Source organism: Butyricicoccus sp. AM27-36 (assembly GCF_003480945.1).
In the GTDB taxonomy this organism is placed as follows: Bacteria; Bacillota; Clostridia; order Oscillospirales; family Butyricicoccaceae; genus Agathobaculum; species Agathobaculum butyriciproducens.
This window is the reverse complement of record NZ_QUJR01000010.1, coordinates 30905-55439: the sequence shown is the minus strand read 5'-3', so window position 1 is coordinate 55439 and position 24535 is coordinate 30905. Positions and strand designations below refer to the sequence as shown.

Here is a 24535-nt window from a genome sequence, read left to right as displayed (position 1 = left end):
GGAAACCGCAGCTTCTCCCGCTTTGCAAGCGACCCGCTCACCGATTCATCCACCGAATCACGCTCAGCGCCTGCGGCGCGATCTCACTCGGAGACGCCGCCGGCTTCGCCAGAAAATATCCCTGCAGCAGATCAACGCCCAGTTCAATAACCTTGCGCAGCTCGGCTTCGGTCTCGATGCCCTCGGCAACGATCTTCATGCCGCGTCCGTGTGCGTATTCCACAATATCCTTGACCAGCTGCTGCTTATCCGCATCGGTGTCGATATCGCAGATGATGGTGATATCCACCTTGATATAGTCCGGCGACAGCTCGAGCAGACTGTTGCTGTTGCTGTAACCGCTGCCCCAGTCATCCAGCGCGAACGCGCCCTGATCGCCCAGTGCCCTGCGCTTGCGCTCCAGCGCCTCGCGGTCGATCTCCTCTTCCTCGGTGATCTCGATGACCAGATTATTCAGCAGCTCGGCAAACTGCGCCTTGAATTCCGCAACATCCTCATCCGTCAGGCTGCTGCTGGCAATCGAGTTGAGAAACAGCTTGGTGTTCCTATGCAGTCGCCCCCTGTTCTGCATCATCACAAACGTGGATGCCGCCTTGAAGGCGGTCAGCCGCTCAACCTCGTACAGCTTGTCCATCTCGCGCGCCAGCTTCATCACGGTCAGCGGCGAACTCAGAAGCGGCATTTTCACACGCAGCAGCGCCTCATACGCCTCTACCCTGCCGGTATGCGCTGAGAAGATCGGCTGAAAATGGTAGCCTGCACTGCTCTCACGCAGCATCTGCAGGAATTCCCTGCGCAGCTGTGCTGCGTAGACCTCCTGATTATAGGCGCCGATATCAAATTCACCCATTTCGCCCTTGGACTCATGCTTCACCTGATACATGGCAAAATCCGCATACTTTTTGAGCGTAGCCAGATCCCTGCCGTTCTCCGGATACCACGCGATACCGCCGGAAATGCTGATGCGCACGGTGTCGCCGTTCGGCAGAAGCGCCGTGCGCTCCTTCATTGCATCGGAAAGCCTGTTCAGCACCTGACGGATTTCGTCTCGTTCATCGTAACCATAGAACAGCACAATGAATTCATCTCCCGACATACGGGCGCAAATGGTATTCTGGGGCAGCGTCTGTGCAAAGCACTGACCCGCCAGATTGATATATCGGTCGCCCCAGTCATGGCCGAACGTGTCGTTGATATGCTTGAGGTTATCCATATCCATCATCAGCAGCGCAGCATGCCCCAGCTTTTCCGGCATACGGAACAGTTTTTTCGCCCGTGCATCAAAGGCCCGGCGGTTGTACAGACCGGTCAGCACATCGTAATCGCGCTCATGCTCGATGCGGCGGCGCTCAAGTGTCGCTGCAGTCACATCCTCGACCAGACCGACCTGCAGCTCATCCTCGCCGGTGATGCGCAGCATGACAAACCGCTCACTGCCGTCCTTTTGCGGAATGGTGAACACACAGCCGCCGTCCTGCAGACTGAAGCTCTCATTCTGTAGCACCAGATTCTCCATCAGCATCTCAAACCGCTCCCGCGTCACATCATTCGGGTTGGCGTTCTGCATGCCGAGCATGGAGAAAAAGTTGTCGGTCACGAATACTTTATCGCTGTCCTCACGGATTTCATAGCCGCCGAGTTCAATACTTGCCATGTCCATAATACGCAGGAATTTCGTGGAGGTATCCAGAATATCCTGACTGAGCTGGGTGATTGCAGTGGAAAAGCCGTCTAACTCGCGGATGCCGGTGCGCGAGAGCTTTGGGATCTCCGTTCTCTTATCCTTTATAGCGGCTATCTCGTCGGACAGCTGCCGGATCGGATGCGCCAGTCCACGGCTGACCAGATAGCTGCATACCAGACCGACAGCCAGCGTCAGCACGACTGCCACCAGCAGCAGACTCTGCATATCGTTGGAGATTTTATACAGCGTGCTGTTGGGCACTATGCCGAGCAGCAGCCAGTGCTCATCCGAAAATGGTGCGTTGCGGTCGTACAGCGTCAGCGGTTCCGCACAAGCGAAGTATTTTGTCTTATTGATGACAATGGTGCCGGCAGCACCGTTGTTCCGCATGACAATGCTCTGCGCGCTTTTCAGCGAACGATCCTGCGTAGAAAACGTCACCGGCTGCAGCGGGATGCCGCCGGCCTGCTTTTCATCAGTCGTTACGGCGAGCAGGTATGCGCCGGTGCCGTCATTCTGCAGTTCGGTCAGCGGCAGCTGCTCCTCCAGATAGCTGCACAGCAGCTCCACGCCGACAACGCCGTACACCGTGCCGTCCGGCAGGATGAGCGGCTGCGCGTACGCGATCGCCTCCCGCTTGTCTCCCGGCAGAACATACGGCGAGGTCGTCCAGCGGCCGTACTGCGCCATCATCAGCTTGCCGCCGTCCTGATAGGCGGTCCTGAACGGCTGATACACAAAATCATCAAGCTCTTCATAGTCCAGCGCGGGCTGCCAGCAGGAGTCTGTCGAAATACGCATGGACTTAACGATTCCTGCCGGTGCAAACGACAGCATCAGATCCTCGTTGCGCTCGGAAGCCGCCGCATCCGGGTCCAGATCGCGCAGATAAATGCCCGGCAGACGCCCATTGATCTTGCGGGCATCCAGATCGCATGTATTGAGCACAACGAATACACCCGTCACCGACGAGCTGCGCAGCTGCATCACCAAATCATCTGCAATCGCTTCAAGCAGCGGCTCGCTCGAAGCACTGCTCTGTCCCAGCGTATCCTTTGAGATTTGACCGGAGGCCAGTAGCGCTTCGGTTTTCTCGTTGATCCGCTTCGGCATATCACCGAGATTCTGCGCCTGCACGAGGAAATTCTCCAGATAACTGCTGCGGTTCTCAACCTGTTTGGCTAAAATATCCTCCGCATTCCGGTCCAGCTGCTGCGGCACGCGGCTTACCGCGATGGAGCCGATCAGCAGTGTGACCTCGACCGCCAGAATGACCAGTACCGATATAAATATAGTGGAAAAGACCGATCTTTCCCGTTTTTCTGTTGGCTTACTGCAAGCCTTCATACCGCACCGCCTGTTCAAACCTGATCTCTCGAGCTGTTTCTCTTATCCTTCGTATGCCTGAAGCTGCGCCAGCGTATCCCGATACCAGCTGTCAAAATATGCATCTGTCAGGAATTCCGCTTCGGCCTGCTCCGCGCTCTGTCCGGCTGCAATGCGCTGTTTCACCGCGTCGCGGTCTGCCACAGCAAGATCACTCATTGCGTATTCCAGCACCTTGCGCGCGTTCTTGCCGCCCTCGAAGGCGCGGGTAGTGTACAGCTTATTCTCGTTTACCGTCTTGACCGCCATCTGCAGAACGGACTTGACCTCGGGTGTCATAGCAACCTCGCTGTCAGCCAGCATTTCTTCTTTATTCGCTTCCCGGGTGACCGGCAGATAACCCGAGTTGATCGAGAACTGAATGTTGTTCTCCGGTGCGGTGAAATACTTGAGGAAGGTTACGCTCGCCTTGATCTCCGCCTCATCGCCTTTGGTGACAACCATGCCCGCACCCTGCTGCACCGAAACCGGTTCACAGCCCGCAAAATGCGGATTCGGCAGCACTTTCAGCTCGATCGAATGGCTGTCGTCATCACTGGTCATTACGCTGTCCGGAAAGAAGGTTGCGCTCGAGCTGGAGCCGACATAGGACAGGATCGTACCGGTTTTGATGTCATCGCTGCGGAAATGGCCGTTTGCCTCAAAATAGCCCTTGATAAACGGCACATAGTAGTTGTCCCACAGCTTACGGATAATATTTTTATCAAAATCAAGCGTCATTTTGCCGTTCTGCACGTCAAAAATCGTGCAGCCAAGCTCCTTTGCACCGATGAGCAGATAGTTTGCCATCGCATCTCTGCCAAACAGAGCACGGCCGTCATCCGGCGCTTCGGTCTGCGCGTCCGTCCAGTTATAGTATTTCTCGGCTGCTGCGGTCAATCCCTCAACCGTCGCAAGATCGTCATAGGTCGTGCCGGTCGCCTGCGAAAACGCCTGCCAGTCGGTATCGTTCAGATAGAGCACCTCGGTGGCCTTTGCGGTCGGGAAAATCTTGATGCTGCCATCACCGTCAAAGTCACCCTCGATGAGATAGCCTTCGATGTACTCGCTTTTCTCGCTTTCGGTCAGGTAGTCGTTCAGGTCCACGACCATGCCCTGCTGATCGAGCGCATAGGCGGTATCCGCATAGCCGGAAAAGATATTCGGCAGTTCTTCCGCACCGACCTTGCCTTCCGCAGCGTTCAGCACGTTAGTCTCCAGATCATTTACACTGCCCTGACTGGCGCTTTCCACCGTGATCCCCTGCTCTTTGCCGACCGTATCGTTGAAATTCTGCACCATCCGGTTGAATGCTTCGAGCTGCTCACCGTTATAGTAGTTCCAGATTGTGATCGTCACCGGCTCCTTTTCCGCACCGCAGCCGCCGCATGTCAGCGCCAGCATGACCGCAGCCGCCGTTCCGGCGATCAGCCGCTTGTGTACCTTCATAGTTTCCTCTTTTCCTCCTGATAGTATGTAAACAAATTCATCCGATTCTATGTATTTTCCCATATGCACGGAATTTTTCTTTTTCCATTCATATAAGGCAACACCGCACAATTAAAGCAGAGTGCACCGCGCGTAAAGAGCGCGGAAATTTTACGCGGGCATGCTGCCGCATGGCAAATGAAATTGATAATGGTATTTGTGTGCTGTATGCATGCACCCGCTGCAGTATCTGTCTGAACTGCTATAGTTTATCACAATGCGCAAAAAACGTAAAGCGCGAGTTCCCGAAGGCACATTGCACATTGTTTTTGCTTTTCTTTTTCCGCACAGCATGGTAGAATACTATCAGTCCGAAAAAGGAGGGCGCATGCCATGAAATGGCTTTCACATCTGCGCACTGTGCAGCACCATCGTTTTCTGGTGCTCCGGCACTGCTGGCGCGTTGGATTATACTGGCAGGGACTGACGCACGATTTGAGCAAGTTCAGTCCGGTGGAGTTTTCCGCCGGTGCAAAATATTATCAGGGCAACCGCAGCCCGAACGAGATCGAACGCCGCGAAAAGGGCTACAGCGCAGCATGGCTGCATCATAAGGGCCGGAATAAGCATCATCTGGAGTACTGGATCGACTACGCCGCCGACGGCTCCGGTATGTGCGGCATGAAAATGCCCATTCAATATGTAATAGAGATGTTCTGCGACCGCGTAGCCGCCAGCAAGACCTATCGCGGTGCTGCCTACCGCGACAGCGATCCGTATGATTACTATGCACACTCGGTCGATCACTATATCATCCATCCGGATACCGCCGCCGCACTGGAATCCCTGCTGCGTATTCTGCGCGACGAGGGCGAGGAAAAGGCGTTTGCGGCTGCACGAAAACTGCTTAAAACGGGATATTGAGCAAAAAGGAATCAGCCGGCCGGCTGATTCCTTTTTATAATATGATGTGCGGCCGCAAAAGTATCCACAGGCTGTGGATACTTTTTGTTGATGTCCGCTTTGCAAGCAAAGAACCGAAACAGCGCACAGAACCTTCGTTCCGTGCGCTGTGTGTTTCAGCATTATCACCCTTGGGCAAATACCGCCGCCCCGAGGCGGTACGATTGGGAACGTTGGAGCGTCAGACCCGACCGTTTTTCCAAAGGAAAAAGAGATTTAACAGCGTGCAGCCGGTCTGCGAATTACTCCCACAGACCCTTAGCCTTCATGTCGTCGATGTACTCATCGCAGTTGGTGGAGTCAACGACCTTGGAACCGGAATCAATAAAGGAATCAACCTGTTCGCCTTCCAGCGCCTTTACCGCAGCTTCCACTGCCTTATAGCCCATGTCGTAGCCGAGCTGGGCGATATCCATGCCGAGCGTACCGTCCTTGATGGCAGAGATAGCGGAGGTATTGCCGTCAAAGCCGCAGACGATGGTGTCAGCATACTTGGCGTTGCCGGAGTCCTTGATGATCTTAACAACGCTCATTGCCATGTCATCGTTGGAGGAAAGAACAATATCAATGCCGTCCGGATACATCTGCATAACGGATTCCATTGCGGTTGCAGCCTTCTCAGCCAGACCGTCGCAGTACTGCACCTCAATGACCTCGCCGCCGGCTTCCTCAACGCCTTCCTTGTAGCCGGCCAGACGTGCTTCGTGCGTCTCGTCGCCCTGTACGCCGGTAACGATAAGGACAGTCGGCTTGTCAACACCGTTCGCCTTGGCGGCTTCTACGGCTGCCGTGCCGCCGCTCTTGGCAGCGTCCTTGTTGCCGGTGCCGACAAACGCGAGCTTCTTGTCCGAGGTAAAGTCAGTATCGAGTGCGATTACAACCTTATCGGTATTCGCAACCAGCGTGGAAGCAGAATTCGACTGCAGCGGAGCCAGTACCAGCGCGTCAATGCTCGGGTTGCCGAGCGAGGTCTCGATCATGTTGACCTGCTCATCATAGGACGTTGCCGAGGTCGGAGACTGAATCTCTACGTTTACGTTGTCGTGCTCATCGGCGTATGCTTTCGCACCTGCCATAACCTTGTTGAAGTGGCCGTCGGTCAGCTTTACGATAACCGAGATGTTGTAAGCGTCGCTGCTGCCGCTGTCTGCGGAAGAACCGCCGTTGTCGCTCGCAGAGGAGCCGCCGCAGCCCGCCAGCATACCTGCACACAGTGCGCTTGCCAGAGTCATCGCTAACAGTCTCTTTTTCATGATAATTGTCCTTTCTTTCCTCTCGTTTTTCTCTTCAGGGGTCTCTCTTTTTTATTTTTATTCAATAGCGCCGAAGCGTTATTTTTTACAGATCGCAGGGCATTGCTTCCTTGAGTACGGTGGTGGACTTTTTCAGTCCGGTCAGTGCCGGCATAGTCAGATCCTCCATCTCCTGACTGATCGGGCCGTCATAGCCCTCCATGCTCAGGCAGGACAGGAATTCCTTCCACCAGCTGACATCATGGCCGTGACCGAGTGCAACATAGTTCCATGTGCGCTTTGCAAACTGGTCGATGGTCTTGGTGTCGAGCACGCCGTCCGGGCCGATATAGTTGCGTTCGATGCGGACGTCCTTGGCGTGTACATGGTAAATGCGGTCCGCGCCCAGCTTGTGTACTGCGGCGACCGGATCGCCGCCCATCCACATCAGATGGCTCGGATCGAGGTTCATGCCGACCATCGGGCCGACTGCGTCACGCAGACGAATGAGCGTTTCCGGATTGTAGACCATCTGGCAGCCGTGGTTCTCCAGTGCGATCTTCTCGATGCCGTTGGCCTTTGCCAACTCGACGGTTTTCTTCCAGTACGGAATGAGCACCTCTTCCCACTGCCAGTTGAGAATCTTGGTGGTGATCGGCGGCCAGCTCGTTACGATCCAGTTCGGGGTGTGATCCTCCGCCGAACCGCCCGGGCAGCCGCTCATCATAACGATTTTCTTGACGCCGAGCAGACCTGCCAGCTTAAAGGTCTTTTCGACTACCTCCTGATGCAGCTTGCCCTCCTCGTTCGGTGCAAGCTGGTTGCCCGAGCAGTTGAGCACCTCAAGCACCAGTCCGCGCTTTGCGATAGCGTCCATAAAGCTTTTGCGGGCTTGCTCGCTCTCAAGCATGGCATCGAGGTCAATATGCGGCGCTTTGGACCAGTTGCCGCAGGCGATTTCGATGGACTCGTAGCCGAGTTCCGCAACGGTATCAAGCATTTCTTCAAACGGCATGTAGCCGAGACAGTCGGTATTTAAGCAGAATCTCATTTTGCATATCCTTTCAGAGTGTTCTTCGCTCGTGCCACGGCGTCCGATGCACCGCGGCACGCGAAAGAGAAGTAGAAAATAAAAAGAGAAGATAAGTTATTTCTTATAGAAGTCCGGCATTGCGTCATACTTGATTTCAACAACGGACTGGGTGTCACGCGCCTTGGAAGCGGCCTTTGCAGTTACCTGTGCGGTATAGCCGTCCCACGCGGACGGACCGTCTACGCGGCCTTCCTTGCAGGCGTTGATCCAGGACTGGAATTCGATATTGTACGCTTCCGGGAAGCGCTCGGACCAGTCATGGCAGATGGGCGTTACGCGGGAATCATTGGTACGGATCATTGCGTTTGCCGGTTCCGGCAGATTCAGGCAGCCTTCCTCGCAGACGACCTCGCAGCGGACGTCATAGCCGTAGCGGCAGTTTACGAAGGATTCTACATCAATGCGCACGCCGGATTCGGTGGTCAGATACATGATCTGCGGGTCGCGCAGCTCGCCTTCCGCGTTGCGGGTGGTCTTGGGGAATACGACCTCGGCAGTCTTGTAGTTTTCACCGAGCAGCCAGCGCAGAACGTCGATTTCGTGGATCATGGAGTTCTCAACCGGCATAGAGGTGGTAAAACCCGGTGCGTCATAGTTGCGGTGTACGCAGTGCAGCATGAGCGGCAGGCCGTACTTGCCGGAATCGATAGCTTTCTTAAGCTGATTGTAGCCCGGGTCATAGCGGCGCATGAAGCCGACCTGAACCAGCTGCTTGCCGGCGGCCATCTCGGCCTCTACGATGCGCTTGCAGGCATCCGCCTCGGGTGCGAGCGGCTTTTCGCAGAATACATATTTGCCGGCCTTGATTGCCGCCATGACGTACTGCTCGTGGAACGGATCGAGCGTGGTAACAACAACAGCGTCGATTTCGTCCGAAGCGATCATCTCCTCGCCGCTCTCCCAAGCCTTGATGGCGTACTTCTCGGCAACCGACTTGCAGAAATCAACATTTGCGTCCGCGCAGCCGACTACCTTTGCACCCTGCAGGGTGTTGTTGATACGCTCAATGTGCGTGCGGCCGATTGCGCCCGTGCCTACCAGACCGATTTTCAGTTCTTCCATGATATTTCCTCCTCAAGTATGTCATTTCTTCTCATTTATGCAATTTTTTCTTTACGAGTACGTACTCGTAATTCTCTATAAAAAATATCTGCTGTTATTTAGCAAATATCTTTTGACGGGATTTTATGTTTTTATCGCTGTATCAGCCGATTTTTCGATTTACGAGGACGTACTCGTAAATCTCTACAAAAAAATATCTGCGGGATTCGCAAATATTTTTATGAAAAACATTCCTTAACCAGAATACGGATGTCGGTAAAAATACGGTCGATCACGGGTTTTCTACCGAATACGAGCTGATCCATGATCAGCTTGACCGGAAGCGCGCCCTGCTCGTCTTTTTCACCGCCGAGTGTCCAATCTACAACGCCCTGTCGCATCAGCTCTACGATTTCGGGATAATCCTCGTAGCAAAGCACACGAACATCGTTCGCACGACCGGTTTCGATCAGCGCCCTGCCGACCTGTGCTACGCCGCCGCAGGTAATGTAAATTCCGCGCAGATTCGGCTGTTCTGCTAACAGCTGCACCGTTTTTTCATAGGTAATCTGCGGATTTTCGAAGCTCTCCACGCGCGATACGATCTCAATCTGCGGATACTCCACTTTCAGAAAATCCGTAAATCCCTGTTCACGCATCTGCACATAGTAGTTGTTGTTTTCTGTCTCAATCGCACTCGAAATGATGGCAATCTTGCCGTTTCCGTTTAGAAACTGCCCCATCAGCCGACCGGCAATGCGGCTGGCTCTTGCGCTGTCAATGCTGACACAGCAGGTACGGCGCGAACCGTCGATATCCGAATCGGTGGTGATAACAGGAATACCTACATTAGCCGCCCGGTTAATCGCTCGACGCACACAATCTGCGTTGATCGGACTGAGGATGATGCCGTCGGACTGCTCGTTGATGGCCTTGTCGATATACTCGCTCTGCCTCTTGGCTTCCTGGAACCCGGTAACTGCATAGCTGACTTCAATATCGAAACCAGTCTGCTCTTTTACACCGCGTTCGATACCTTTTTTCAGGTACGGCAGTGCATCCACCTGCACCAGAATGGCAGAAATGCGGTACACCTTGCCTTGACGCTGCAGCACACGGCCGCTCGGATTGGGCGTATAGCTCAACTCGTTAATAATGGCCTGCACTCTTGCGCGAACCTCATCGCTGACACCTACACGGTGATGTACGACCTTATCGACCGTTGACGGATGAACGCCGGCACGCTCGGCGATTTCCTTCATGGTAACTCCCATGCCGAACGACACCTCACTTTCATCGGCATAACAGTGCTTTATTGGTTAACGTGTACGTCCTCGTTATTTTACGAGTACGTCCTCGTTATCTGACGATGTTATTGTAGCGCGATAAGCACGCAGCTGTCAACTGTTTTTTACGAAGTTTTTGAAGTTTCATCTTTTTCATAAAAGCCATGCTATGTTTTTGGTGTTTTACAACAAATGCTGTCACGATTGCTGGCAAGAAAATTTAAGTCGTTCTAAAAGTTATCATTTTCCATCTATAAATGCAAAAAGCTGCACTTTTCGTAATAAAAAGTGCAGCTTTCATGGCGGAGACAGAGAGATTTGAAAAGCAAAGTTTTGATTTTTTGCATCTTTTTCTGTGTTATTCCGTCTTATTCAGTTCATCATCCCGTTTTTTGAGTACATATAGCACATACAGTTTCGGTTGTTTTTATCGTGATTGCTGTCACGTTGCTGTCAGTCCGAGCGGTTTCCCGCTCGGGCTTTTGGCTTTTATACCGGTCTAAACACACCGCCGTCCAGACGGCCGATTACCCATGCGTCAGAGCCGTTGACCTCTACAATATATTCGGCCTCCCATTCATACTCACCAATCTTTGCACAGACCAGATATTCGTTCTCTGCATACGGTTCAACATAATCAAAACCCGTACAGTAATCGCCTTGGCTCTCCACATAGCTGCTGACCGCACCCTGCGCCAACTTTGTCGGCGAAACATCCTGCTCGGCCCAGCCCATCTTCTGCTCATATGCAGAAATAGTATCAACGTTCGCCTTTTCTACATCGTTCAAGCCACTGCCATCATACGACGAATTCGGTGTGTACCACGATTTAGCCGCAAAGTAATTCTGGATTTCCTGCGTCTGGAATACATAGCCGTGACGAGCAAAAATCTCGTTGCGGGCCAGCAGCGCCGTCTTTTGATTCCAGCCTGCCATATCGTCCTCGGTGATGTACTGCCGATCACTCGGAAAAATGTAATCAGCCGACGAAGCATCCGCAGTCGATGCCGGTTCTACTGCTGTCGTATCAGCAGTGTCTTGCTGTGCATAGTCGTTCATATCCAGATAACCATAAGCATCCAGCAGCCACGAAACCGAGGTTTCCAGTGCGTCCTCACCAAACAGCGTGCAAAGCTGTGCGCGATCACCCGTATAGTTTGCTGCCGCACCATACAACACTGCAGAACCGGAGATCTGATCCAGCTGATCAATAAAGACTTTCATCTTCTCTGCGCTGTCGAGTTCTGTTTCATGCTTTGTGGTGTAAGCCATAAAGTATAGACTGTTTAACTCTGCCGGAAGGTCGCTTGCCTTTTCAATCGTTACATTCGGATCAACAAATGCAGAAATCTTGAACACCTGCTCATCCAGCATTTTGAACTGAATCGTTGTGTCGCCCACGGTTTCATCCGTATACTTTACTTCAACAATCTGCTGACCATCATCGTTCTCTCCGCCGTCCCACTCGGCTGTGCAGTCCAGCAGATCTTCATAGTAGCTGCCGAGCAATTCCTGCACCGTCATATCGGTAAATTCACCGAGATAGCCGTTTTGCACCGTTTCGATATAAGTATCTGTACTGGTCGAGCCTGTATTACCACCAGACGTACCAATCATCACTGCAATCAAAATCAGTACAACCGCCACAATACCGCCGATGATAAACTTCTTTTTACCGCCCTTTTTCGATGGTACTGGCGCTCCCTGTGGTGGTATTACATTCTCATGAACGTTTTCTGTGCTTGCAGCAGCTTCCACCGTCTTTGTGTCCTCTTGAACTGCCTCTACGCCCAGCGGAGAGCCGCATTTCGGACAAAATGTTTTCTTCTCCTTAATTTCCGTACCGCAATTTGGACAGAACATCTTTTACCAACTCCTTAGCATTAAATTTTTTACGAATAACAGCAACGTTATCGCCATGGAGCAGATACCATATCCCGCTAAAACGCCTGTGGCAAATCTCCTGCGATTGGTAGATACCTGCCACTCCAACAGTTGCGTTAAACCGTCTATCACCAGTGGGATACAGCAAACGGCATACACGCTCACGTTCTTTCTACAAACCGTATACGCTGGCACAGCGAGAATATATCCAACCAGAACACCTGTACAGCGGGCACACAGCGGAAACTTCCTGCCTTTCCAGTAAAAGCTCCTATCTGCGCGTTGATGACAGCCTGCTCGATGGCCGACTGCCATCAGCCATTCATACACCGTTTTCTTCATCACGAGCCTTTTTCAGTCTATCTAAATACTCTTTATATTTCTTTGCATTTTCGACTGCTTCGTTTAACTCGGTTAAGGCTGGTGATAGCTTTATGTAATACGGCGGCATCATGCACATTACTCCAATCACCATTGCAGCAAGAAACCAGATAATTATCGTAATCAGTTCGTCCATATCAATAGCCAGAAATGCTATAAAGCCCGTCAATGCAATGATGATTCCTCTCCCAATCATCCGGAATGTATTCTGTACCTTACACGCCGGGTACTCTTGCAAAAATGCCTGCTTATCCGCTTTCAGGCGAGCTTTCAAAGCCTTATAGCGGTTTTCAGCTTCTATCACTTCGTTGTCGATATTCTGGAGTATTACTGGATTCGCTGCCGACAGCAATGCTTTTCGCCTGGCTTTTGCATTAAGTTCTTGTTGAATTTTCTCCTGCCGAGCCTTTTCCGCTGCTTTCGCAGTCCCCGCTTGAAACTTTTTACCGCAGGAATGGCACACCCAGTAATCATCGGTAAATCCCGGACTTGCTCCGCACAGGCCGCACAATATGCCGATCGGCCCGAAAATCATCATACCGCAGCAGGCATCTGTAAACGATCCGCTGCTGCCAGAATGATGAACAGCCACATACTGCGTATTTTCCGAACCGCACTTTGGACACTTCACGCGATCCCCTCCCCTTTGCTTTCTTATGCACAGTATATCATTTCCAGCCTCATTTGTAAATGATATAACAATCATTATTTGCAAGTGTATATATCAATTTGCCGATTGGAACAACTACCTCTATGATGGTATGAGAGGTGTTGCCAATGACTGATATTTCGGCTGCAATCGGCAAACGAATCCGGACTTTCCGCAACGCACAGGGCATCAGCTTGGAAGAATTATCTTTCAAAGCCGATCTGAACGCTGCACACTTGGGACAAATCGAACGCGGTCTGCGCAATCCGACGATTGAAACGCTGAACCGTATCGCCACTGCGTTGGACATATCGTTTTATGAATTGATCGTTCCTGCCGAGGAAGTCCCACAGAAACAACCGGAAACCAATGAGATCAAACGGAAAATCGACGCACAGTTGTCCTCCATGACTTTGGACGAGCAGAAGGACATACTGCGCATCATTCGCATATTCCGCCGCCGTTTTGATGAAGAAAACAAAAAGACTGACTGATATACTTATGTGGTATCAGTCAGTCTTTTATATTTTGTAGTTTATACACATTGTAAAACATTGCTATTCGATGCCCATTGTGGTAATATTAAACCAATAAAAGTTAAATTGTCGCAAAATAATTGGACAAAATACAAAGAGATCTCCTAAGAGATCTCTTGTTCCACACACTGTGGAGCCGCATACACGGCGCTTGCGCTAAAAGCTTATTTGAACTTGTAGTGTAATACCTAATGGTAGTAAATCATTGGTACACTATTATTATCCACCCCAATCATCAATTTGTCAATCAGGGAGATAAAGAAAATGAAAGAAAAAACACAGATTCCTTATTATCTCGGAATAGATGCCGGCAGCAGTTCTGTCGGCTGGGCCGTCACGGATACAATGTATCATGTTCTAAAAACTAAAGGAAAAGCCATGTGGGGTGTTCGTCTGTTCCCCGATGCATCAACTGCTGCAGAGCGCCGTACTCATCGTGCTGCAAGGCGTCGCTTGCAGCGCAGAAAACAACGTCTTGATATTTTAGAAATGCTCTTTGCTCCTGCATTAAATGAAAAGGATCCTCAATTTTTAGCCCGTATGCATGAGAGTGATTTATGGCAGGAAGATAAAAGTATAAATTCTAAATATTCTCTATTCTCCGATTCCAATTTTAATGACTGCGATTATCACGCCCAGTATCCAACTACATATCATCTTCGCAGTGAATTAGCACATTCCACAGATTCGCATGATGTCCGTCTTGTCTATCTTGCACTACATCATTTGATGAAATCACGGGGACATTTCCTCTACGAAATATCGGAAACATCGGACAATGACTCATCTTTAAGGGATAAGTTCGATGATTTTTGTACTCTTTTATCAGATGCATACGGATTGGATTTTGTTCCGCACAATATGGATAATTATCTAAACATTTTGAAAACTCCTAATATGCGAGTTACGGAAAAGGCAGCTTTACTTACCGAAGGTCTAAAGAAGCCCAGCAAAAATGAAGCCGGAATTTCTCCCTTTTACATTTCTGAATTGCTGGCAGGAAGGTCTGTTGCACTCTCCAATCTGTTCGGTGATGACCGATTTAAAGATGTCAAGAAAATTACGCTGCAAAATGATCTTGACGCAAATTACAATGAACTTTGTGAGGTATTAGATGATCATATATCCGTAGTTACTGCTGCCAAAGATGTATACGATGCCGCACGCTTTGCGGAAATTATCGGTACGCACAGATACCTTTGCGATGCCAAAATTGCTGTATATAAGCAAAATAACATTGACTTAAGAGCACTTAAAGATTATATTAAGGCGCACTGCATTGAACGATATAACTCTATTTTTGTGACAAAGAGGACAAGCTTGATAATTATGCTGCCTATAGCCAATATCATCATAAAAGCGGCGATTACACTTGCTCACAGGAGGCTTTTTGCAAATTCCTAAAAAAGTCTTTGCCTGAAATGGCGGAATCCAAATCCCCTGTCATTGCAACTATATATCAAAAAATCGTTGATGGTTCTTTTCTGCCGCGTTTGCGAAGCTCTGAAAATGGAGTTATCCCCTATCAGCTTCAACTGCGCGAACTAGATGCAATATTGAAAAACGCTTCTTTATATTTACCATTTCTAGCACAACAGCAATGCGATGGTTACACTCCCGCTGAGAAGATTAGAAAAACATTTGAATTCCGTGTTCCGTATTATGTCGGTCCACTAAATGATAAAGCAGCACATCACTGGGCTGTTCGTTCTAACACTGATTGCAAAGAAACAATTTATCCGTGGAACTTTAATCAACTGATTGATCTTGATCATTCAGCTGAAGCATTTCTCGTCAATTTAATTGGTCGCTGTACTTACACAGGTGACCCTGTTCTGCCTAAGGATTCTTTACTATATAGCGAGTATATGTTGCTCAACGAATTAAATCCATTAAAAATTGATGGTCAACCGCTTTCTACAGAGCATAAAAAGCAGTTGATTAAAGATATGTTCATACACCCTGTTTCCAAGCAAAAAGGCAAAGTCACTAAAAAGAAAATCTATGAATATCTGAAATCAAAAGGCTGGATTTCTAAAGCTACAAATATAGATTCTATCAACGGAATTGATGATAAGATCAAATCTGATTTGCGCTCCGCCTTCGGCAGTGCACAGCCGTCTGCCGGATTGTGGGCGATCAGCCGCTGCTCGACTGCCAGCTTCAGGGCAGAGGAAATGATTTGATGGATGTTGCGCACTGTTTTGGCGCTCAGTCCCTTGGGCTGCTTCTGTGCTTCGATTCGCTCTACCCGCCCTTCTGCCAACAATTTCTTGTAGAACTGTTGCAGATGCAGCGTCGTCAGATCATTCAACGGGATCTTGCCGAGCTGCGGCTTGATGTGGTTTTCGATGTAGCCATGATAGGTCAGGTAGGTGGATGGGCGCATTTTGATTTTGGCATAGTTCTCATACCACACTTCTAACCAGTTACCCACGGTGTAGGTCTTGGCCCGTCCGTAGTCGATGCCCACATTTTCCTCGATGGCTTTCTTCAGCTTTTCCTTGACTTCCGCTTGCGTCTTTCCAAGGACGTTTTTAATGATGGCCTTTCCTGTTTCTGGATCGTGACCGACTGTGTACCGACCCTCCCAGCGTCCGTCCTTTCGTTTGCGGATATTTCCCTCCCCGTTTGCTCGTCGCTTTGGCATATGTTAAGCAACCAGAGATTACAAGCGGGAATCCTGTCCACAAAAGAGCCAGATCTGGAATATATGTTCCATCGCCATCCACAAAGCAACAAGAGCGGTATATGAGATACAACCTTACCCTACGGAACAATCTCAGTGCAGTCGATCACCAAAAGGGGCCCAATTACCCTCGCACAGGCCCTGCTCCTTGGAAAATGAGCAGATTCATTTTTTATCATCATGCCAGGTATGACCGCCCAAAAGATCAGGCATACTGTAGCAAAGGGGGCCTGCGTATGAGAAAACCAAGCCGCGAGGCTTTGACGAAACGAATCTGGTTTGATTACTTCAATGAGGTCCTTCGCAAACAAAACCTCATTGATTGGAACACCTATCAGAAAATCAAGTTGTCTATCCAACAATAAGAAGCTGTTGATTGCATAAGCTCAAGTCAAAACCACCAGCTAAGCTGGCTGTCAGCATGTCCAGACACCCGGTCATTGTGCCCCATTTTTCCCCGTTTCAGCATCCCTCACCACTCATTTTTCCCGTTTACAAACGAAAAAGCCCAGCTTTCGCTGGACTTTTTCGACAGACTGGGGCATCCAAAAGGGTGCCCTTTTTCATTTCTGCAGGCCATGTACAGCCCACTCTGCTTCTGCCCTGTTCGTATCTAGGATACTCAACTGGCACTTCGATTTGCAGGATGCATGGATCTGGGCGCTTTACTCCCCATCCACAGGCTTGCCAACCATGTATACCCAGCCATGAGGAGGACAGACAGAATATGTCCAGTACCCGATGACCACACCGTCAAAGGGAGCAATGACCCGATCCACTTCCTCTCCGAACAGGTTCGTAATGATGGAAAGCGTGTCGCCCTTACGCACAGAATCCATTGCCTTCTTCACAGGCACATGAATCCCGCCGTTGCGGTTATAGATATAATCAATGTCATAGTGGTGTACGCCCTCATTGGCGGGCACGCTGCCCTCCAGAATCCCCAGCAGGGTCATCACATTGCGAATTCCGGTCTCCAACATCTGCTTGTGCTCATCCCGCTGATACATGCGGGTGCACTGTCCGCCGATCTCGGGTGTAATGCAGGGAATGCCCATCTGATAGGCATACTCATCCTCAATTCCGCTGTTCTCCGCGTAGCGGGTGTTCTTCCACAAGACCTTAAAGCCAAAGCACTGGGCCATTTCACGGGACTTATACGCCACAGGAGACTCCTCTCCGCAGTACAGCACAACAGGCTCCAGATACTCGCTGTTGCCGCCGCCGTGGATGCAGATCACCGCGTCAGCCTTCTTGATGATGTTCTCACAGTACCAGCTGCACACATAAGCCGTCATGGGGCCGGTTCCGCCCGGATAGATGCGATTCAGATCCTGGGGCACAAAGTCCAGGGTATTATAGCGCTTCATTTCGGCAAAGGCCTCTGCATTCAGGGCAGGGATTCCAATGAAGCTTCCCTTCATCTTGGATACATCCAGCCCCTCAAAGGTCTTGATAATTCCCTCAGTACCCTCATACTCGTCGCCGTGGTTGCAGGCATCCACCACCAACGTGGGACCGTCCTGGGCGCCCACCGCCAGCATAATGGGAATATTCACCCATGAACCGTTGGCCCGCTGGGCCAAATGAATAAAACCATATTCCTTGGTGCCCTTCTTTTGGAGTGCCTGGGTAAGATCAAACGATTCGTCATACTCTTTGATATTGGTCTGCATAATCCATATCCCCTTTCTCTATCATACCACACTGTCCGCGTCGCTGTTCAGTGCTTGGACAATGCTTGTGCACTCAGATACAAAGCGGTTCACCTGCCGGCGGAAGGCTGTCCGCCAATACAAAAATTCCTGAGGTGGCAGGTCGTTGCGGTGCTTGCCCCTGACCAGCTGCAGACCGGGCAGCAGGCCCACTGCAAATGTGTTGTCAAAGTGATATTCATCACAGGCACTGCACAGCAGTCTCGTCAGCCGGCCTCCTGCCTCCTTCGCCTGTCTGTCACTGGAAAAGCAGATACGCCCGGCACAGGCCTTGTCCAGCTCCTCCAGTGCCCGTTCTACAGGAGCGAAATCAAAGTCATCGCCGCAATGGGTCCGGATGTCTGCCACAGTATCTCTCATTTGCGACAGACACCCTGCCGCGTCAAAGGGAAGATGCGCTTCATCAGCAAACTCTTTTACCAGCTCCACCAGCACCCGTGTATCCCTCATCAGAAGCTGGGGGTCCACCTTATCCATGGTATCCTCCACGGAATGCCACCACCAGCCTCCGCCGCTGCCTGCACAGTGCCAGCGGCCACGGTTGGGCGGCGCCTGATAAAAGTCAAAGGACACCTGGATGGGAATGCGCGGCCCGAAAAATGACAGGTCTGATCCCCGCCCCAGCGGGCGGATCACCACCTCAGCCTGCCCGGTGCACCGACGCAGGATATCCCCAAGGGTATCCCCTGCCACACCGGACGTGGAAAACCCGATCTCCTGCGCTCCCATACAGCCGGGAGAGTCCATGTTGACCAGCGCCACACAACGGGCATCCAGGTCCTCAAACTGCTCATCGCAGTACCAAGTGCTCCCGGCATACCGTCCGTTGGAGTGGGCCGGCCACCACGCGATTTTGACACCCCGCCGCAGCTGCTTCTGGGACAGTACCCGTGCCAGTTCCAACACAGCGGCATTCCCGGTGGCATTATCCGTCACACCATAATCCCAGGAGTCATAGTGGCTGCCCACCAGCACATACTCCGGCGTTTCACCGGCCAGCTCGGCTACAGGGATCTGAAGACGCACACATCCACACTGCAGTACGCTGCGCACCGTCGCGGTACGGCTGCAGGCTCCAGGCGTCAGCAAGGGCAGTATGGATTCTCTGTCACAGCTTCTCAGGCCCACCACCGGAAAATCAGGATAGGTTTTTCCGTTTTCAGGCTCCGCGGTGCCCCACACAGGGCTGACCGTCTCGTAGTGAAGCACAGGCTCCTCGCTGGTCCACAGATGGATCAGGCCCTTTACACCGTATCCCCGCAGCTTTTGAACATAGTCCTCATAAAAATTGTCCCCAATCACGATGCAGCCCCGCGCCCCCGCGTACCAATCCTGCTCCTGTCTGGGCTTCAGCTGGTCGTGGGCATGGACATCATAAAACAAGGGGGCGGTCACTCCGTCCGGACAATGGGCGGAGAAGGAACGGGGAAGGGCTTCAAAGGTCTGATCCATCCCCTCTACAGTAACTGACGCTTCTATAGGAGTGGAGACATATCCGTCACACTCATACACGCGGCATGGAATGCCCCATTCCTGCAGCTTCTTGATCAGATAGCCGCAGGCACGGTGCTCATCTTCCGAACCGCCGATGCGCTTCAGCCCGGAAAACACATCCAGTGTCTCCATCAGGCATTCCCGTGAGAGTTCTTCCATTCCTCAATTCTCCTTTTGGTGCGCAAGGAAACACTGGTACACATCCTGCCAGGCAGCCTCATCCGTCACAAGGCGGAAGGCAGCCAGTGCACAGCACACAGCACCGTCATAGATGCCCTGATGAGCCCGCGCCTCTTTCCCGGTCTTTACCCATGCGTCCGTGTGAGGAGGATCATCTGTCTCGATGGTCTTTACCCGCAGGCAGCAGCTGGGCAGCCGGTGGGTCACCGCGCCGAAATCGGTAGAACCGCAGTCCTTCCGGGGCGGAGCAATTCCGTCACACGCAAATTTTTCTGCACACTCCATCAGCAGCGCACCCATGGCATCATTGATGGTGGTGTTGTAAATATGCGCCACAGGGGTAATTTGTACCTGTGTCTGGGTAGCCATGGCAGCAGCCTGGGCAATCTCCCGGGTCCACTGCTCCACGCTCTCCAGATACGCCATGGAGGAGTGGCGGATCTCTACCTTAACCTTGGCAAAATCGGGCACGGAGTTGACTGCCGTCCCCCCAGCCAGCACAATATTGCTCACCCGGCTGGAATCCTTGAGGTGATTGCGCATGAGCCCAAGCCCTGTCTGCAGCATGGTCACCGCATCCACTGCGCTGCGCCCAGCATAAGGCGCAATACCCGCGTGGGCGGTTTTGCCGTGAAATTCCACATCCATCTCGATCAGAGCCAGAGAGGGCGTCTCCAGCTGGGTCAATGTGCTGCCGTGCACCATGAAGGCCACATCAATATGGTCAAACCCGCCGTGGGCGGCCATCTCGTTTTTGCCTCCGTCCAGCGACTCCTCGCTGGGCGTCCCGATCACATGGATCTCAAAGGGCTGGTCCGAAGACTCCAGCACTCCCCGCAGGGCCATTGCCGCGCCGATCATGGCAGGGGTCTGCATATGGTGGGCGCAGCCATGTCCCTGGCCCCGCAGCGCATCATATTCCCCTAAAAATCCTACTGCGCGCCCTCCGGCAGCCCGCCCTCCCTTGTGGCGGTACACGGCACAAAAAGCCGTATCCAGCCCGGCGTAGGGAATGGTTACTTCAAAATCGTGGGCTCGCAGCCACTTTGTCAGCGCAGCTGAGGAGCGGTACTCCTCATAACCCGGCTCGGCGTAATCAAAAATTTCGTCGCTCAGCGCGCACAGCTGCGGCATCAGCTCTGAAACGATATTCGCAATTTGCTTCTGAATTTCTTCCATGGCATGTCCCATCCTATATCTTTGAAATTTATAATATTCTGCCGTCGCGCCATGCAGTTGCGGCGGCCAGCTCTAAACGGATCAGTAACCGATCACCACAGCCAAAGCCAGGAAGGCCATAGAAACCAGGCTGAGCAAAATCACCAGCTTAATGACGTACTTCAGCCACACGGAATAGGGAATCTTGGACGCAGCCAAAAATCCCAGCATGGTGGACGAAGTGGGGTAGATGGCATTGGTCAGGCCGTCACCCAGCTGGAAGGCCAGCACAGTGCTCTGGCGGGTCAGGCCCACCAGATCGCCCACAGGCGCCATGATCGGCATGGTGGCTGCCGCCTGGCCCGTACCAGAGTTGATGGGCAGGTTGATGATGTTCTGCACCAGGAACATACCGATGATCTTTACCGAGCTGGGCAGTGCCACAATCGCATTGGCCAAGGCATTGATAATGGTATCAATGATCATGCCGTCCACCATAACGGTATTGATCGTACCGGCCACTCCCACAATCATCGCACCGAAGGTGATATTGGCCATGCCCTGCACATACAGATCGCAGATCTTGTTGCCGCTGAACCCGGCCAGAATACCGCATACCACACCCAGCACCAAAAACAAAGTAGCCATTTCGGTGATAAACCATCCCAAGTAGGCCACGCCGTAAATCAAAACGGCAAGCGCGATGACAACGGCCAGAAGGATCAGCTTGTGCCGTCCGGTCACTTCAATCGCAGATACATCCACATCCTCCAGGTTGGAATCCTCGTTCCCCATCAGGTTCTTGGAGGGATTCTTCTTTACCTTCTCCGCGTAATGAATAATATACAGGCTGGTCACAACAATAAACGCCACCAGGATAATCCAGCGATACCAGGCTCCGGAGAACATGGGAGTCACACCCGCGATGGACTGAGCCACACCCACATTAAAGGGATTATAGATGCCCGCCGTAAAGCCCACGATGGAGCCCATGGCGATCATGGCTGTACCTGTGATGGTATCATAGCCCACTGCCTTGGCCACTGCAATCCCAATAGGCACAAACACCAGAACCTCCACAGACATTCCCATGGTGAAGCCGCCTACGGCAAAGACCGTAATGAAGATGGGGATGAGCAGCTTTTCTTTTCCCGCAAACATCTTGCCCAGCTTGGCACAAAAGGCGGTGATCATCCCTGTCTGCATAATCAGCTCAAAGGCGCCGCCGATGATGAAAATAAAGAAGATGATCTCGTTTACGCTGGAGCTGCCCAGAGTTCTCACAAAAGCCATGGGGATTTCCAGCGGTGAAACCGGTGACGATTCCACCTGAGTGTATGTACCCGGTACAATCAGCATACGGCCGCTGGCATCCTCCTGGCGCTCAAACTGGCCGGCAGGAATCACGTAGGTCAGCAGGCAGACAACCAACACGATCAGAAACAGAATAATGTACGTGTGGGGCATCTGGATGCCTTTTTTCTTTTTCGACGTTTCAATGGACATTCTTCTCTGCACTCCTCACAATCAAGTGTCTAATAATTATACATTTATTTTTTTCTTTATGCAAGGGCAAATCGGAATTTGTGGAGAGATTTCCTGAGTTTTCCTTATTTTACAGGCTTTTTAGCCCCTTAGATAGTGAAATGATATGTATTTTCCCTTATTTTTACCCTTGTGAGGAATCCGCAAGGGAAATAAGGGAAATTTTTATTTAAGCGTTGCTCGCTACTTTATCAAGAAGTCTTGCGGAATCCCGCTTTGCTTTTCTTGTTGAGTGAGCGTAAATGTTCATTGTGGTACTGACATCGGAATGTCCTAACAGTTCCTGTACATCTTTCGGAGCAGCTCCATTCGAGAGCAGGTTGCTGGTGTAGGTATGTCGTAACTGGTGAAAGTGAAAATCTTCAAATCCTTCCAGCTTTTTTGATACTGACCTGCAAGCAATGCCGAGTGTACTCGGCAGTTCCAGACTGCCATCCGGTCTGAGGCAGACAAAGGATATTTCTTTATAATCTGCCGGGACTTCCTGTGTTCCGTCAAGGTGATAGTATTCATAATACACCCTGTTTTTCACATGCACCTCTTTGTAGTAGTTGCGGTGGTAAAGTTCCCCGTACTGCATCCGGCTTTTCAGTTGTTCCCGTCTTGCTGCTTTCAATATTTCAGTCAGCGTATCTCCAAAATCAACAATCCTTACTTTCTTTCGCTTGGTCGTTCCAATCACATTTTTATGCTTTGCACCGTCGTAACGGATACTTCTTTTAATGGTCAGGCATTGATCTTCAAGGTTGATGTCCTGCCATGTAAGACCACAGGTTTCACCGATGCGAAGTCCTGCATAATATGCAATCTGAATCGGCAGGATCGCAGGTGGATTTTTCTTTTCCAGATACTTGATAAGTCGCTCATAATCCTCATGTGAAATCGGCTGTGTGCCATCTTCGACTTCATCATCGGAAAAGAGGTCAACTTCCTCTGCCTGTTTTTTCAGCTTAATATACTGCATCGGATTGAAACTGATTAACTGTTTTGGAAATACTGCAAAACGGAATGACTGCTGCAACACTGCGGAAAAAGAATGGATATAATCTTTACTGTATCCTTTTCTCACTTTTCCGTCTGGAAATTCGCCACCGAATGTAAGCAGATCAAGAAATGCCTGTAAATGTTCGGCAGTAACTGTTTTCAGTTTACGGTCTGCAATCGGGTGTTTCTTAGTGCAACGGATTGCACTGAGATAATTTTCCACTGTGCCATTACTGAGTGTTCCGGTTTTCAGTTCTTCTTCTGCCCACATGTCCAGAAGTTCACCTACGGTAAGGTTATCTGCTTTTGCAACAAATTTCTTATCTTCGTAATCTTCCAGTGCCTTGCGGAGAAGTTTTTCTGTCTCACTTTTGCTTTCGGTTCCGGCATATTCTTTCTGAACCATTTTGCCGCTTGCGTCCTCTACATAGAAGCGGTAGTACCATTTCTTTCCTTTCTTTCTAACAGATCCTTTTGCCATAATCGTATGTCTCCTTTCGATATCAGACAATCGGAACTGCTGAAATGCTTCTTGCGTGTAAGTATATCATAACTCCGATTATCTTACTATACCGATTCAGAATCCTCGTACATAACTTCGGATAAAAGATTTGCAAGCCGTTGTTCTGCTGTTTCCGGTTTCTTGGAATAGAGCCTTACAATATCTGCCATGTCATTCAATGCGTTGACAGTATGGGTGATCTCCCTGAGAAACATGATCTCGTTATATTCATCATTCGATTCAAACCCCATTACTTTTGCAATGTCCGCTTCTTTGGTATTGCCTTTGTAATTCTTGCAGGCGAACTGGAACGAATCCAAAAACAGTTCATATTGTTTCAACATTAACAGCAGTAGGTCTTTGGAAAAAGCATCTTCTGTTTTCGTAAGGTCAAGAGGTAACTGTTTGAGAATATCCGTCATGGCATCACGAATCTGTAATTCTCTTTTATCCGTAATGTCGGTTTCATATTCGTCCGTTTCCCCTCTGAGCCATTCCACAGATACATGGAGAGCTTCTGAAAGACCTTCCAGCACCATTTTCTTTGTATTGTCAATCGTTCCGGCTTCATATCTCTGAATCGTAGATGCAGTCACACCCATCTTTTCAGCGATATAAGGCTGTGTCAGATTCAATTCTGTACGGCGCTGTTTTGCCCTGCTACCGATCAGCTTGCGTAATTCTTTATCTTTCATGCTGATGTGCCTCCTTTTTCGGTATGTCATT

General features: G+C 50.8%; 19 protein-coding genes and 1 pseudogene. 4 read left to right on the top strand and 16 right to left on the bottom strand.

All coding sequences use genetic code 11. From position 1 onward, the window contains the following. Positions 1-37: 37 nt before the first annotated feature. Positions 38-3031: an EAL domain-containing protein gene (locus tag DW724_RS12810; protein WP_118761745.1), complete on the bottom strand. Its 2994-nt coding sequence runs from the start codon at positions 3029-3031 to the stop codon at positions 38-40. A 42-nt stretch (positions 3032-3073) separates the two neighbouring features. Continuing rightward, positions 3074-4498: an extracellular solute-binding protein gene (locus DW724_RS12805; protein WP_118761744.1), complete on the bottom strand. Its 1425-nt coding sequence runs from the start codon at positions 4496-4498 to the stop codon at positions 3074-3076. 372 nt (positions 4499-4870) lie between these two features. Here DW724_RS12805 and DW724_RS12800 point away from each other — a divergent pair, with 372 nt between their 5' ends. Further along, a complete protein-coding gene (locus tag DW724_RS12800) occupies positions 4871-5401 on the top strand; it encodes a DUF5662 family protein (protein WP_118761743.1) in 531 nt (176 codons plus the stop codon). Positions 5402-5682: 281 nt separating this feature from the next. Here DW724_RS12800 and DW724_RS12795 read toward each other — a convergent pair whose 3' ends face one another. The 7 genes from DW724_RS12795 to DW724_RS12765 all read right to left on the bottom strand — a co-directional run bounded on the left by DW724_RS12795 (position 5683) and on the right by DW724_RS12765 (position 12988). Beyond that, a complete protein-coding gene (locus DW724_RS12795; RefSeq protein WP_118761742.1) occupies positions 5683-6693 on the bottom strand; it encodes a sugar ABC transporter substrate-binding protein in 1011 nt (336 codons plus the stop codon). Positions 6694-6778: 85 nt separating this feature from the next. After that, the gene (locus DW724_RS12790) at positions 6779-7723 is read right to left on the bottom strand and encodes a sugar phosphate isomerase/epimerase family protein (RefSeq protein WP_118761741.1); all 945 of its coding nucleotides are present in this window, start codon (positions 7721-7723) and stop codon (positions 6779-6781) included. Positions 7724-7819: 96 nt separating this feature from the next. After that, the gene (locus DW724_RS12785; RefSeq protein WP_118761740.1) at positions 7820-8827 is read right to left on the bottom strand and encodes a Gfo/Idh/MocA family protein; all 1008 of its coding nucleotides are present in this window, start codon (positions 8825-8827) and stop codon (positions 7820-7822) included. Between the two features lie 218 nt (positions 8828-9045). Continuing rightward, positions 9046-10080, bottom strand: coding sequence for a LacI family DNA-binding transcriptional regulator (locus DW724_RS12780; protein ID WP_118480893.1), 1035 nt, complete (start codon positions 10078-10080; stop codon positions 9046-9048). 501 nt (positions 10081-10581) lie between these two features. Beyond that, positions 10582-11955 carry a YARHG domain-containing protein gene (locus tag DW724_RS12775; RefSeq protein ID WP_118761796.1) on the bottom strand — a complete coding sequence of 458 codons (1374 nt, stop codon included), beginning with the start codon at positions 11953-11955 and terminating at the stop codon, positions 10582-10584. Between the two features lie 3 nt (positions 11956-11958). Continuing rightward, a complete protein-coding gene (locus tag DW724_RS16445; RefSeq protein ID WP_442861286.1) occupies positions 11959-12291 on the bottom strand; it encodes a DUF2085 domain-containing protein in 333 nt (110 codons plus the stop codon). A gap of 7 nt (positions 12292-12298) precedes the next feature. Beyond that, positions 12299-12988 (bottom strand): hypothetical protein, encoded by a 690-nt coding sequence (locus tag DW724_RS12765; protein WP_118761738.1) that lies wholly within the window; start codon positions 12986-12988, stop codon positions 12299-12301. 146 nt (positions 12989-13134) lie between these two features. Between DW724_RS12765 and DW724_RS12760 the strand changes: the two genes are divergently transcribed. From DW724_RS12760 to cas9 (DW724_RS16090), 3 genes and pseudogenes are all read left to right on the top strand, one after another. After that, the gene (locus tag DW724_RS12760) at positions 13135-13500 is read left to right on the top strand and encodes a helix-turn-helix domain-containing protein (RefSeq protein WP_118729644.1); all 366 of its coding nucleotides are present in this window, start codon (positions 13135-13137) and stop codon (positions 13498-13500) included. Between the two features lie 306 nt (positions 13501-13806). Further along, positions 13807-14946 (top strand): type II CRISPR RNA-guided endonuclease Cas9, encoded by a 1140-nt coding sequence (gene cas9 / locus DW724_RS16260; RefSeq protein WP_118761737.1) that lies wholly within the window; start codon positions 13807-13809, stop codon positions 14944-14946. Beyond that, positions 14922-15581 (top strand): annotated as a pseudogene (gene cas9, locus DW724_RS16090) (type II CRISPR RNA-guided endonuclease Cas9); the annotation flags it as partial. The gene cas9 (DW724_RS16260) and the pseudogene cas9 (DW724_RS16090), both read left to right, overlap by 25 nt. On the opposite strand, the gene DW724_RS16085 reads toward cas9 (DW724_RS16090), so the two are convergent. The 7 genes from DW724_RS16085 to DW724_RS12715 all read right to left on the bottom strand — a co-directional run bounded on the left by DW724_RS16085 (position 15545) and on the right by DW724_RS12715 (position 24504). Beyond that, positions 15545-15931: a phage integrase SAM-like domain-containing protein gene (locus tag DW724_RS16085; RefSeq protein ID WP_243105758.1), complete on the bottom strand. Its 387-nt coding sequence runs from the start codon at positions 15929-15931 to the stop codon at positions 15545-15547. The pseudogene cas9 (DW724_RS16090) and the gene DW724_RS16085 sit on opposite strands and share 37 nt — an antisense overlap. Before the next feature lie 965 nt (positions 15932-16896). Further along, positions 16897-17907: a succinylglutamate desuccinylase/aspartoacylase family protein gene (locus tag DW724_RS12740; protein WP_110435970.1), complete on the bottom strand. Its 1011-nt coding sequence runs from the start codon at positions 17905-17907 to the stop codon at positions 16897-16899. Between the two features lie 21 nt (positions 17908-17928). Beyond that, positions 17929-19599, bottom strand: a complete 1671-nt coding sequence (locus DW724_RS12735) for a M28 family peptidase (RefSeq protein ID WP_118761735.1) — start codon at positions 19597-19599, stop codon at positions 17929-17931. A 3-nt stretch (positions 19600-19602) separates the two neighbouring features. Continuing rightward, the gene (locus DW724_RS12730; protein WP_158574692.1) at positions 19603-20799 is read right to left on the bottom strand and encodes an amidohydrolase; all 1197 of its coding nucleotides are present in this window, start codon (positions 20797-20799) and stop codon (positions 19603-19605) included. Between the two features lie 81 nt (positions 20800-20880). Continuing rightward, entirely contained in the window at positions 20881-22245 is a 1365-nt protein-coding gene (locus DW724_RS12725) for a YfcC family protein (protein ID WP_243105757.1), read from the bottom strand. A gap of 247 nt (positions 22246-22492) precedes the next feature. Then, the gene (locus DW724_RS12720; protein ID WP_004841158.1) at positions 22493-23788 is read right to left on the bottom strand and encodes a tyrosine-type recombinase/integrase; all 1296 of its coding nucleotides are present in this window, start codon (positions 23786-23788) and stop codon (positions 22493-22495) included. Positions 23789-23874: 86 nt separating this feature from the next. Next, positions 23875-24504, bottom strand: coding sequence for a helix-turn-helix domain-containing protein (locus tag DW724_RS12715; protein WP_004841162.1), 630 nt, complete (start codon positions 24502-24504; stop codon positions 23875-23877). Positions 24505-24535 lie beyond the last annotated feature (31 nt).

Coding starts and splice junctions, on each gene's coding strand:
- DW724_RS12800 (WP_118761743.1), top strand. CDS start 4,871: ATGAAATGGCTTTCACATCTGCGCACTGTGCAGCACCATCGTTTTCTG.
- DW724_RS12725 (WP_243105757.1), bottom strand. CDS start 22,245: ATGCCCCACACGTACATTATTCTGTTTCTGATCGTGTTGGTTGTCTGC.
- DW724_RS12740 (WP_110435970.1), bottom strand. CDS start 17,907: ATGCAGACCAATATCAAAGAGTATGACGAATCGTTTGATCTTACCCAG.
- DW724_RS12715 (WP_004841162.1), bottom strand. CDS start 24,504: ATGAAAGATAAAGAATTACGCAAGCTGATCGGTAGCAGGGCAAAACAG.
- DW724_RS12730 (WP_158574692.1), bottom strand. CDS start 20,799: ATGGAAGAAATTCAGAAGCAAATTGCGAATATCGTTTCAGAGCTGATG.
- DW724_RS16085 (WP_243105758.1), bottom strand. CDS start 15,931: ATGCGCCCATCCACCTACCTGACCTATCATGGCTACATCGAAAACCAC.
- DW724_RS16445 (WP_442861286.1), bottom strand. CDS start 12,291: ATGGCAGTCGGCCATCGAGCAGGCTGTCATCAACGCGCAGATAGGAGC.
- DW724_RS12720 (WP_004841158.1), bottom strand. CDS start 23,788: ATGGCAAAAGGATCTGTTAGAAAGAAAGGAAAGAAATGGTACTACCGC.
- DW724_RS12810 (WP_118761745.1), bottom strand. CDS start 3,031: ATGAAGGCTTGCAGTAAGCCAACAGAAAAACGGGAAAGATCGGTCTTT.
- DW724_RS12760 (WP_118729644.1), top strand. CDS start 13,135: ATGACTGATATTTCGGCTGCAATCGGCAAACGAATCCGGACTTTCCGC.
- DW724_RS12735 (WP_118761735.1), bottom strand. CDS start 19,599: ATGGAAGAACTCTCACGGGAATGCCTGATGGAGACACTGGATGTGTTT.
- DW724_RS12790 (WP_118761741.1), bottom strand. CDS start 7,723: ATGAGATTCTGCTTAAATACCGACTGTCTCGGCTACATGCCGTTTGAA.
- cas9 (WP_118761737.1), top strand. CDS start 13,807: ATGAAAGAAAAAACACAGATTCCTTATTATCTCGGAATAGATGCCGGC.
- DW724_RS12805 (WP_118761744.1), bottom strand. CDS start 4,498: ATGAAGGTACACAAGCGGCTGATCGCCGGAACGGCGGCTGCGGTCATG.
- DW724_RS12780 (WP_118480893.1), bottom strand. CDS start 10,080: ATGGGAGTTACCATGAAGGAAATCGCCGAGCGTGCCGGCGTTCATCCG.
- DW724_RS12795 (WP_118761742.1), bottom strand. CDS start 6,693: ATGAAAAAGAGACTGTTAGCGATGACTCTGGCAAGCGCACTGTGTGCA.
- DW724_RS12785 (WP_118761740.1), bottom strand. CDS start 8,827: ATGGAAGAACTGAAAATCGGTCTGGTAGGCACGGGCGCAATCGGCCGC.
- DW724_RS12775 (WP_118761796.1), bottom strand. CDS start 11,955: ATGTTCTGTCCAAATTGCGGTACGGAAATTAAGGAGAAGAAAACATTT.